This is a genomic window from Actinotignum stranguriae (genome assembly GCF_051265215.1).
In the GTDB taxonomy this organism is placed as follows: Bacteria; Actinomycetota; Actinomycetes; order Actinomycetales; family Actinomycetaceae; genus Actinotignum; species Actinotignum schaalii_C.
This window is the reverse complement of the sequence record NZ_JBOZCJ010000025.1, coordinates 24,476-34,709: the sequence shown is the minus strand read 5'-3', so window position 1 is coordinate 34,709 and position 10,234 is coordinate 24,476. Positions and strand designations below refer to the sequence as shown.

9 protein-coding genes are annotated in these 10,234 nt (G+C 59.4%); all 9 read right to left on the bottom strand.

The window, feature by feature from the left end:
- Positions 1 to 258 (bottom strand): hypothetical protein (locus ACRQEG_RS08220; protein WP_435712573.1); only part of this gene is annotated, 258 nt, incomplete at its 3' end.
- Positions 255 to 1,316 (bottom strand): RCC1 domain-containing protein, encoded by a 1,062-nt coding sequence (locus ACRQEG_RS08215; protein ID WP_284902304.1) that lies wholly within the window; start codon positions 1,314 to 1,316, stop codon positions 255 to 257. The genes ACRQEG_RS08220 and ACRQEG_RS08215, both read right to left, overlap by 4 nt.
- A 2-nt stretch (positions 1,317 to 1,318) precedes the next feature.
- Positions 1,319 to 3,607 (bottom strand): VirB4-like conjugal transfer ATPase, CD1110 family, encoded by a 2,289-nt coding sequence (locus tag ACRQEG_RS08210; RefSeq protein ID WP_284902302.1) that lies wholly within the window; start codon positions 3,605 to 3,607, stop codon positions 1,319 to 1,321.
- A gap of 40 nt (positions 3,608 to 3,647) precedes the next feature.
- Positions 3,648 to 4,046 (bottom strand): PrgI family protein, encoded by a 399-nt coding sequence (locus ACRQEG_RS08205; protein WP_284883138.1) that lies wholly within the window; start codon positions 4,044 to 4,046, stop codon positions 3,648 to 3,650.
- Between the two features lie 2 nt (positions 4,047 to 4,048).
- Positions 4,049 to 4,249 carry a hypothetical protein gene (locus ACRQEG_RS08200; RefSeq protein WP_284882575.1) on the bottom strand — a complete coding sequence of 67 codons (201 nt, stop codon included), beginning with the start codon at positions 4,247 to 4,249 and terminating at the stop codon, positions 4,049 to 4,051.
- A gap of 41 nt (positions 4,250 to 4,290) precedes the next feature.
- Complete coding sequence (locus ACRQEG_RS08195; protein ID WP_284883135.1) at positions 4,291 to 4,977, bottom strand: hypothetical protein; 687 nt, start codon at positions 4,975 to 4,977, stop codon at positions 4,291 to 4,293.
- 179 nt (positions 4,978 to 5,156) lie between these two features.
- A complete protein-coding gene (locus tag ACRQEG_RS08190; RefSeq protein ID WP_257960057.1) occupies positions 5,157 to 8,138 on the bottom strand; it encodes a VaFE repeat-containing surface-anchored protein in 2,982 nt (993 codons plus the stop codon).
- Between the two features lie 208 nt (positions 8,139 to 8,346).
- Positions 8,347 to 9,369 carry a hypothetical protein gene (locus ACRQEG_RS08185; protein WP_101657614.1) on the bottom strand — a complete coding sequence of 341 codons (1,023 nt, stop codon included), beginning with the start codon at positions 9,367 to 9,369 and terminating at the stop codon, positions 8,347 to 8,349.
- Positions 9,370 to 9,435: 66 nt separating this feature from the next.
- Positions 9,436 to 10,221 carry a hypothetical protein gene (locus tag ACRQEG_RS08180; RefSeq protein ID WP_101657613.1) on the bottom strand — a complete coding sequence of 262 codons (786 nt, stop codon included), beginning with the start codon at positions 10,219 to 10,221 and terminating at the stop codon, positions 9,436 to 9,438.
- Positions 10,222 to 10,234 lie beyond the last annotated feature (13 nt).

Here is a 10,234-nt window from a genome sequence, read left to right as displayed (position 1 = left end):
GCGCGGGCCGTGCCCGCGCAGTACCGTAATATGCCGCTTGGCAGTGTTCCAGGTTTTACGGCCCGCTTTCCGGCCTGCGATGGAGAAGGCCGTACCGACTTGCTCATCGACCTCCCCACCCTCAAAGCTGCGTAGCTCACGCACATCCCCCACAAGCCGCCCAGCCTTACCCACCAAGTGAGAGTCTCGGCGAGCGTGGATATTCGCGGCTTTTTTACTGGAGGTATCGCGGATATTCATCGACGCAAGCACGCTCACAGCCCGCTCTTCTCTGTCACGCCCACAATCCCAGCCGGGTCATTTGTGAGTGCTTGTTTGTCGTTCGACCCCCAACACCACGCCCGCCCGGCATCATTTCTCGCGCAGGTGGCGAACCGCGAAGCAACGAGTGACGTCACCCGTGCATCACCAGGGAGGGTGACCTGGCGGGCCAAGCTCGCTTTATCACCTTGGGCACCGCCCCCGAGTTGTCCGTTGTAGTCCGTACCCCAACACCACACCCCGGTGTTCGTGAGGGCGCAGGCGTGAGCATCCCCCACCGCAACATCTTTCACCTCGAGGGCTTCGAGTCCCGAGACCGGCGCCGGTGCTTGAGTATCTGAGGGTTGAGAGCCTGCTTGGCTCCACCGGTTATCACCCCAACACACCGCGCCTTGGCCGCTGCTCGCGCAGGTGGTGTCCCCACCCGCCGCCAAAACTTTCACGTCCGCATCGAAGGTGTGGGAGGCGTTCTGGCCATGGTCGCCCGCACCGATACACGAAACATCTTTGCCGCGGGCTATGCACATGTGTGCCTTGCCGGTGGCATCCAGGACGCCCACCGCAGGCGTGGGGGTGGCTTCCGGCGTCGCAGGCACTGCCGACGTCGCCGGTGTTGGTGGCTCTGACTGCGCGGCGACGTCGCCGGTTGGGTTTTTCATAACCCAGAGAGCTGCCACCATAAGCGCGAGGCATACGAGGGCGGCCCCGATAGTGAGGTTGCGAGCCAAATTCCCACGGCCGGGTAGGCCGTTCCCGCTACGTGAACGCCGCCGCCGACCACCGGCTCCTCGAGGCGGGCTGGCCTCACCACCCGCGACCGGGGCTACCGGCGACGCCGGTAGCCCCATCTCAGGTGCCACCGGAGCCATTGGTTGTGGTGGCGCTGGTACCTCACCAGCACGCACCAATCCCACCACCCGCGCAAAACCCGCCCAGGCAGCAAGCTCGGGATAAACATTCGGATGCGAGGCGATATCTTCCAGGACGCCTGGCACGCCACCTTGAGTCGTGGCAATAATATAAAGCGCATCCGCCCCAACAGTTTGATCAATCATTATCAGGCCGCCTTGTCTTCGAATTTCGTGGAAAACAACTCATAGAGCCGGCTACTGGCTGGCATCGTGTTATCGAAAGGCACCAACACCCCACCCAAGCGAAGCAAGCCGCGCCCTGGGGCTTGGTTCGTGAAAAACGCCGCCTGCTCACCCGACAACTTCAAAAGATCAGCCAGGGCTGCGCCGTCGGTTGCTTGCTGGTTGAGTAAAAACAGGCCGTCGGAGTTGGAGAGCATGAGCCGCGCGGCCTTATTCGCCAGCAGTTCCTCGATGTTCTGGGTGATACCCGTCATCGAGGCACCCCACTTCCGCACCCGCTTATACATCGCCTCAAAATAAGAGGCAGCATGAGGATTCGAAAAAAGCGTATGGAACTCGTCCACGTACACCCAGGTACGTATGCCGGCCGCGCGGTTAGTTTTGATCCGCCCCCAAATCTCCTCCAAGACAACCATCATCCCGAACGTCTGCACGTCACGAGAAAGATCGGCGGTGTCGAACACCGTCACCCTGTTCGTGCGATCAATCGAGGTGGCGCGGGCAAACCCAGAAGCACTCCCGCTGGCATAAAGCTCAAGGCCGCGGGCAAGCTCCCTACCCTCACCATCTTCTTCCTTCGAGAGCGCGTCATATAAATCTGTGAGAGTCGGCGGCGGAGCGCCGTCAGTATTCAAATAGTCACGGTAGAGCCGGGCCACGCACCGGTCGATAATCGACCGCTCCGAAGCCGAAAGCCCCGCTTCTCCGCCCAGCAGCACCTCGAGGAGGGAAAGCACGACCCCGCACTTCTCCTGAATACTCTCCCCGCCCGCGCCCTTGTCTACCTCGAGCGGATTGATCGAGTCCGGTGAGCTAGACGATACAATCACCCGGTTCGCACCCATCACCGAAGCGAGTGGCACGTATTCGCGGTCAGGGTCAATAATAAGCAGCTCATCGGTAGGACGGCGCAGGAAAGTTTGTAGCATCGAGAACTTCGCGAACTGGGACTTACCCGACCCGGTGGTACCGAGAACGAAGCCGTTGGCGTTCATGCCCCGCCGCCGATCCGCAACGATCAAGTTTTTCGAGCGCGCATTAACCCCGTAAAAATCACCGTCGTCTTCCATCAGCTCGGCCGTCGTGAACGGCACCATGACCGCTAGCGCGCCGGTCGTGAGGGTACGAAACACCGGCAATCGACACACTCCCAGTGGCAAGGTCGCCCCGAGGCCGTCGAGCTGCATATACCGCAATGTCTCCAGGTTGCATGAGTGCTTCGCGGCGAGGGTTTTCACGCGCTCAACCCGCCCCGCAAGCTCCCCCTCCGTATCTGCCCCGACAGCGATCACTATCGTGGTGCGGAACAATTTTTCGTTAGAGCGTTCAAGCTGGGTGCGTAGCTCGGTTGCTTCCTCAAACGATGCCTGCAACTCATGCGGCATAAGATCAGCACTCAAACCCTGCTTCAAGAGTCGGCGTTGCTCGTTACCCCGCTGAATATCCATCCCCGCAATCTGAGCCTTAACAAGGTCAAGGCCCTTCTTTTGCGAGAGCGGGTCAATATGAATCGACACCGCCATATCCAGGGGCAAATCAGCCAGTTCGGCGAGCAACTGGTCGGAAATAAAGGCCGGGAAATCCCGCAACACGAGGCTCTGCCAAAGCCGCCCGCCCGCGTCCACATGATCACGCCCCACATCCAGCGAGAGAGGTGCCGCCACGTCTTTCGTTGTGAGGTTACTGGCCAGGAGCTGAGCGTAATCAAACCTCGGTGCATCCGGCCGCAGGAAATACGTCATCAAGGCCAGGCGTTCGCCTCCGTTTAGTTGGCGGGCCTGACAACCCTCAATCTCCCGAAGAGCAGCACTAGCGGTCGTGACCATGCGCGAAAGCGTGGTCTTAGCCTCCTCCACACCCTCCGCCTCGATAGTGAGGGTCACGTATTTACGGCTAACGCAATTATTACGCCCGGTGGCCAGGCGGGAGGAGATCAAGCTGTTGTATTCACTACGCCAATCGTCTACCCCGTCCCCACGCATAGCCAGGGCCACCCCACGCGCCAGCACTTCCTTATCCAAGACCTGGTTTACCAGCTGGATCTGCACGTGCGTCCCGGAAAGGTGTGAGTTAAGGAAGCGTGCGTATTTCTCAATCACGCCCTCCTGTACCTCGCTTGGCGCGAGAGAATAATTCACATCCGAGAGTTCAAGCGTCACCGAATAAGTGTTGCCGCCAAGCCAGGCCAGCCCGCTCTGGGTGAGCGCCTCGAAAGGAATTTTTGCTTGCACACTCCCCGGAGCAGCCGACATACCGCTAGTAGCCGCGCGCCGGCGACGCCGCCGGGGCGCGTTAGTTGTTTGTTTCGAAGGAGACGTACTCCCGACGAAGCCGGCTAGAGCGCCTGCGTCTTGCTGTTGTGTTCTTTTGCCCATCACTAAACCCCACATCATCTATCTGGTGGTAGAGGTAGCGGCGCCGCCCGAAACGGTACTCCCACGCATAACCCACATACTTTTCTGCGGGTATGCCCATCGGGCGCCACCACCCAAACATCGCCGCCGGAACCATCACCGCGAAAACGATCACGACACCGAGATCGTCAAGTCCGGCCCGCAAACAACCCCAATAAGAAAGGACAACTACCGGGAGGGCGATGCTCAACGCCCCGAGCTGACGCCACGAGAACCCAAACAAGACTTTCGGCTGGTAGGCCGTCACCTCGCGGTAAACATGAACCTCAAAAGCCATGGCTATATTGCGATGGTTTTGAAGAGCTGGGCGGCAGCCACAATCATGACCCCGCCAAGCGCCTGCCACATGCCAGTCTGGGTCTGCTGACCATCATGGCTACGCAAGCCCCCCGCCAGCGTGATCACGCCCCAAATAGCCCAAATACCACCACCTGCGGTAGCGAATTTAGTGAAGAGCTCGAGTACAGCATTCAAATCCATGGTCTTTTTCCTTTCAAAAACGAAAGCCTGATTAAGGGTGGTTATGCGGCGTGCTTCGCCACATACCCGCGCTTACGGGTAGCGGCCACGCACAGCCCGCCAGCCGTGATCGCCGCCAAAGCCAGATATGCGCTCGACGCCGAAGCGCTACCCGAATCAGCAAGCCGATGAGAAGCCGCAGCATATTTGCCCGAATACGAACCGGCAGAGCGCGCAGCGGCGCTATACACCCGCCCCTCATCGGTATCCCACTCATAAGAAGAAGACGCCTCTACGCCCGGTGCTTCATCCTCGACGCTCGGCAAAGTATCGCTACCTGCGTCAGGCGAGGGAACACCCGGCTCCGGGACAGGCTCCGGCGCAGGTTCAGGTTCAGGCGCGGGATCAGGTTCGGGGCTGGGCGGCACAGGAGCCGGCTCCTCGCCCGGCGTGGGAGGTGCAGGAGGTTCCGGCACGGGTGCCGGCTCGTCCCCCGGTTGGGGTGGCTCAGGAACATCTGGCACCGCCGGGCTGTCGTCTCCTGGCGTTGGCGGGGTATCCCCCACATCACTCGGTTCCGCCGCTCGAACGGAGGCCGTTCCCGCGTCCCTTACAAGCGGCGTCTCACCAGCCGCCACAGCCCCGGCCGTGGGAGCCGTTACTTCTGGTGCCAGCTCTGCCGCGTTGGCTGCCGGCAAAGCAAGGAAAGCCAACGTAGACACAGCAATAGCAGTCGTTGTTTTCTTCATTCTTTTACCTCACAAAAACGTTTATTTTCATGGCCACATGTTTCGAAAAAAGTGGGGGCTGGGCCGGCCAGCAATAGCCGGCCCAGCCCCTCTTTACCCGTGTACGCGCCTCGACCATGGAAAACACGCGCACACGGAGCACTTACTCACCCCGAGTTACCCCGGGTGAGTCTGGTTGGTTAGGCGCGCTTGCGGCGCACGAGCCACACACCACCAACAACCAGACCCGCGGCTGCGAGAGCAGCCAGGGTGATACTGGCGCCAGTGCGGATCAGCGAGGGAGGAGCCGGCGGCGTCGGAGGTGTCGGAGGTGTCGGAGGCGTATCTACGCTCACCGTCTGAGCGGAATCCTTCAGATCGTGATGGACCGAGATGGTCTTGCCGTCTTGGGTCACGGTTTCGAAGACCACGACTTTCTTGCCCGCGAGCTTGCTCGCATCGAAAGTGATGTCAATCGAGGCGCAGTCGTTCGCGGCCGCTGGAATAAACTTCGAGGTAACCGTCACCGGCTTGCCGTCCTTGTCGAGCAACGCATCGCCGTTATCCAACATCAACGCGGTCGTAATTTCATACTCGGTACCCGGCACCAACGTGCCGGAAACATCGCACACCTTGTCCGTAATCACGGCGTTAGGCACCGGCGCGATCACCTTGTCACCATCGCTCTTGTCGGTCGCGGTGGTTGCCAGCTTCGAGAACGTCACCGTCTGATTGAGATCGTTGATGTCGGCGTGGACAGCGATTTCACGACCATCCTGCGTCAGCTTCTCAAACGCAACCGTCTGCTTACCCGCAAACAGGCTTCCGTCCACTGTGAATACGACAGTGGCGGTGCCGTTCGGTGTCTCCGGCACAAACACAGCCGTGGAAACAATCTTGGTGCCGTTTCCGTCTTCGAGCGGCTTACCGGTTGCCTTATCCATCAGAGTTCCCTCAAGCACGTATTCCTTACCAGGCTTGAGATTCTGGTAAGAGACCGTATCGACAAGCTCCACCTTGTCGGTATTCGGCGCCACGTGCGTGTTCTCATGCGTCAAAGTGGTGTGAATCGACGGCTCAGGGGTGATGGTGAATTGCTCCGTCACGTCCTCGACGCTCGTCGTGAGTGGCTGGACGCGGTCATCACCAGCAAACGACGAAACGAAAACATAGGTGCCCGGCAGATTTTTACCATTAGCGTCTTGCTTCACCAACCAGGAAATTTCACCCACGCTGGGGTAGAAGCCGTTGCGGGCGGGAATTGTGACCGTTTCGCCGATCTTTTCTGCCCTATCGCGGTTGGCCTCGGTAACGGCAAGGCCGTGGGGGAAGAACAACACCTCATGCGAAATGGTCGCGGTGTCGGCCTTGAAACCCATCCCACCCGCGAAATCCGGATGATTAGCAGGGAGTCCCGTCACCCACACATCATCGACCAAATAGGTACCCGACTTGGTGTCGCGGATAGACAAGGTGGAGTCGATCTGTGCGGGGTAACGCACCGACGTGGTCTCGTCCGGCAGGCCAAACTGGTCGGCCCACCCTGGCTTAATCCACTTCGCGGAATCCGCGGGCTGGTCTTCAGCCTTGACTTCCCAAACCCAGGTGACAAACCCGGCCTTTACTGTGGGCTGCGAGAGCGTGGCCTTGATCTGGCCCGGCCCATTAGCTACGACCGTGACAGATTCAATCAGCTCCGCACTGGCCGGCACAGAGTCCGTGGTGGTCGGGAGTTCGGTCGGGGAAACATAATATGCGCTCGCCCGGTAGGTCACCGGCACGAAGGTGCCTTCATCAAACGACGCGCCAGGCGCAACGATGCGTGTCCATTCACCATCCCGATAAGCCGGGTCGGCCTTAGCCTCGAACGTATCGGACAACATTGTGCCCTTGTCGATTACTTTCGCGTCAGCCACGTTCGAGGTGCCGAGGGGGCGGAAGTCGAAATTCTCTGATGTCGTTTCTGCTTCCAGTCCGTAAGAATCCGCCCAGTTCTGGTGAATATACTGGCTGTTCGCGCCTTGCTTGGCTTTATCGACCGACCAAACCCAGCTCACGTAACCACGCTTGGGTGTGGTTAGCTTCGCTTCCAGCTTCTGGCCCTCACCCGTGGCTGTAACGTCCACGCTGCCGAGGACTTCGGCACCTGCTGGGATGGTGGTGCTGGTGGTGGGCTTTTCACGGCCCGCCCAATACGCGGTCGCGGTATAAACCACAGGAACCGGCTGGTTGTTTACCTGCGTCCACTGCCCATCACCATAGGACTTATCAACCGATGTGGTGAGAGTGTCCGAAATGGTGCCGTCAAGGTTGATCTCCTGGCTGGCGGCTTGGCTGGTGCCGGTGGGTTGGAAGTCAAAAATCACACGCCACGACGGCCCAGGCCCTGTGATGGTCTCAGGATCGTTCGCCGGTCGGTTGCCGTACGTGATCATGTCCTGGATGGAGCCATCTGAGCCGTACTTTGTGAGAGTCGTGCGGAACTTGGTTTTGTAAGCGTAATCCGCTTGAACAACGCCATTACCGCTGGCTTTCCATTCGAGAGTGATAGGGCGATCTTGTGTAACGCCCTCCCATACCGTGCTGCCGCTCTCCTTGAAAACGGCAGGCCCTGTGAGCGTGATTTTTACGGGGATATTGGGAACCCAAAAATCAGCGTTATCAGGATGAATACCGATGTTGAATAGCTTTCCCTCGCGTTGGCTCTCACCCTCTACGCGGCCGGCTTCGTAGCCGACGGCGGCACTGTTACGGGCCTCGGCAACGTATTGAATGGCTCGTGCCCACACGTCCGGCTGTTGGGTTTGCGTTGCCCCGGCGATTTCATGAGCCACCGAGGCGGTGTTCTCGAAGTTCGCGTGCATGAGCAAACCCAACGCCGCGAGATTTTCGTTATCTGTGGTGTTGCCCTGGTACTTGTTCAAAAGCCAAGCGGCCTGCGGTGTCGTGAGCGCCAGCTCGGGCACGTGCTGCGCGGAATCCGTCAAGGTCGCAATTGAAGTCAAATCATTCGGCCCCGGGTCGGCCTTCTTCCCATCAATACACCACTGAGGCGAAGCATCAATCCCTACCCCGCCAATCTGCGGAGTCTGGTTAATATGCGGCCCAAGCCGCAAAGCACCCGAGGCATTGATACCGATGAGGTCAATGCCGCGCCCAACCGTGGAATCGTAAGCCGCCATGGCACTCCCGCCAAGCAAGCTTGAAATTATCAGAGTAAATACCGCAAGGAGCGCGGCAAGCGTCCGGCCTCCTGGCCGGGCATGTGTGGTCGCTGCCATAATGGTAACGAGTCCTTTCTATATCGAAATGTTTAAGGTCATTGCGAAAAACTGGAGGGATTCACCGGCTCGGTGCTTGTTGGCGCAAGCACCGAGCCACCTTTTGGTTTTAGGGGCATTCGTAAGTCCAGCTATTGCCATTGGAATCCGTACCCGCGCAGAAATTACCTCCGGTCGAGGTGTCTACCCATCCGTCATTGTCAGCAGGGGCAGGCTCGGGAGCTGCGGGAGCAGGTGCTGGCGCCACCGGAGCCGGCGCAGGAGCTGCCTCATAACCAGAATCCGAGTTGTCGCTCCCCCACGAAGACGACACCGACGACGAAGACGCTGACGAGCCAGCCGAAGAAGCGGCCTGTTCGGGCTGGACTGCCTGGTCAGGCAACGCAACCGTCCCGATAGCGGCGCGAGTCTTATTCATCGCATCCTCCAAGTCATGAATCTGGAAACCCAAAGCCGCAACACGCTCTTGAACCTCACGCCACCGCATCTCACCGTGCTTATCTCGCACCCGAGCGCATTCTTCCTCTAGGCCGGCTGCTTTCTGGTTCATCGAGGTGATAATCCCACCATCAGCAACCTTGCCAGTCGCCTCACCAGCGAGCTGACGCGCTTCGCCCAAGACCTTCTCACACCGCTTCAAGACCGAGGTACCGTCCTCGCCCTTACCAGTCACATACCGAGTGACCTTCTTAGAGAAAGCCTCATCGAGTTCGGCCATCTTGGTTTCGAGTTCGCTACCCCACCCGCGCAACACGCTCACACGCTCGGAAATAGCGGTCGCAGCCGCGCGTGCCTCCTTAGCACCAAGAGTCTCGGCCTTGCGAGCATCTATAGGCTTGGCCAGTTCGCCCTCAATCGAGGCACGCAACTCAAGCGCCCTAAAACAGCTCTCGGGATTACCCCCGTCGTTAGAGCACTGGACAGGCTGGAAATCAACCGTCTTGATCTGTTCCTCCAGGGAGGTCTTCACTTCCGCATACTCCGCCGCCGCTCGCGTGTAGTCAGCACGGGCATCCTTAGTGGCCGATACCCCACGCAAATACAGCGCGATACCGACGATGAGCGCGATAGCGATAATTCCTATACCGGCAAGCACATACGCCTTCCGGTTCTTGATTCGGGTGATGTCCATGGTCTGGTTCTTCCTCGTAGTTTGCTTCTTCTCTTGTCTCTAATGGTGCCTTACCGTTACGACACTTTAAACACCCCGAAGCGTGTTTATGCGTTCGCGTATCGCGCGGAGGTTTTCCTGCCCGCCAACCTGGGAACCCACGCCACTCTTAGTGTCTGGTGGCTGGCGGGCAGGAAGACTAAACACCGCCAGCGAGGCCGCGCCCGGCTTTTCTTCTGGAGCCGGCGCTACCGGCGCGGGCGCTGGTGGTTGTTTGGTGCCGCGTGGCTGTTTAGACGCAATATGCCGGATCCGATAAATCACCAGACCCACTGGATTCTTCGCGTCCGCCGGGAATGGGTTGTTATTCAAAGCGTTGTAGATTGCGTGTTTCGTCCAGCCGTGATCGAGTGCTTCCTCGAGATACCCGGTGGCACGCTCACGACCCACCCCTTTCAGCAGATTCGCTAGCGGTGCGGGTACACACTCATCCACCACATCAACACCCGCAGGGACTTCGCGGCGTTCCCGACGCTCACGCACCATCCCCTGGCCCGTGCCGGTTGTGCTTGCGGTATCTGCCGACGCGGCTGCTGTGGCTTGCGTTGGAGAGGTTGTCATGGGAGTATCCGAGATCACCACCCGACCATCCGCGCCCCGGAACCGATAACCCGCGGCTTCCAGCTCCGAGAGGGCTTTACGGGTGCGGGCCTCACTCAAACCACGCCCCGCCAGTGCCCGATAACCCGCCGAAGCATTCTCACCCAGCCCCAGGCAGTAAACCGCCAACGCTAGAGCATCAAACGAGAGCCGCTCATCTTCCAGCAGTGCCTTGGGCACGCCGACGACACTGCGTTCAACGTGTGTGTCCATAACAACCTCCCTC

Bases quoted from the DNA above. Each gene is read 5' to 3' on its own strand.
- ACRQEG_RS08195 (WP_284883135.1), bottom strand. From the start codon at position 4,977: ATGAAGAAAACAACGACTGCTATTGCTGTGTCTACGTTGGCTTTCCTT.
- ACRQEG_RS08180 (WP_101657613.1), bottom strand. From the start codon at position 10,221: ATGGACACACACGTTGAACGCAGTGTCGTCGGCGTGCCCAAGGCACTG.
- ACRQEG_RS08215 (WP_284902304.1), bottom strand. From the start codon at position 1,316: ATGATTGATCAAACTGTTGGGGCGGATGCGCTTTATATTATTGCCACG.
- ACRQEG_RS08185 (WP_101657614.1), bottom strand. From the start codon at position 9,369: ATGGACATCACCCGAATCAAGAACCGGAAGGCGTATGTGCTTGCCGGT.
- ACRQEG_RS08200 (WP_284882575.1), bottom strand. From the start codon at position 4,249: ATGGATTTGAATGCTGTACTCGAGCTCTTCACTAAATTCGCTACCGCA.
- ACRQEG_RS08210 (WP_284902302.1), bottom strand. From the start codon at position 3,607: ATGTCGGCTGCTCCGGGGAGTGTGCAAGCAAAAATTCCTTTCGAGGCG.
- ACRQEG_RS08190 (WP_257960057.1), bottom strand. From the start codon at position 8,138: ATGGCGGCTTACGATTCCACGGTTGGGCGCGGCATTGACCTCATCGGT.
- ACRQEG_RS08205 (WP_284883138.1), bottom strand. From the start codon at position 4,046: ATGGCTTTTGAGGTTCATGTTTACCGCGAGGTGACGGCCTACCAGCCG.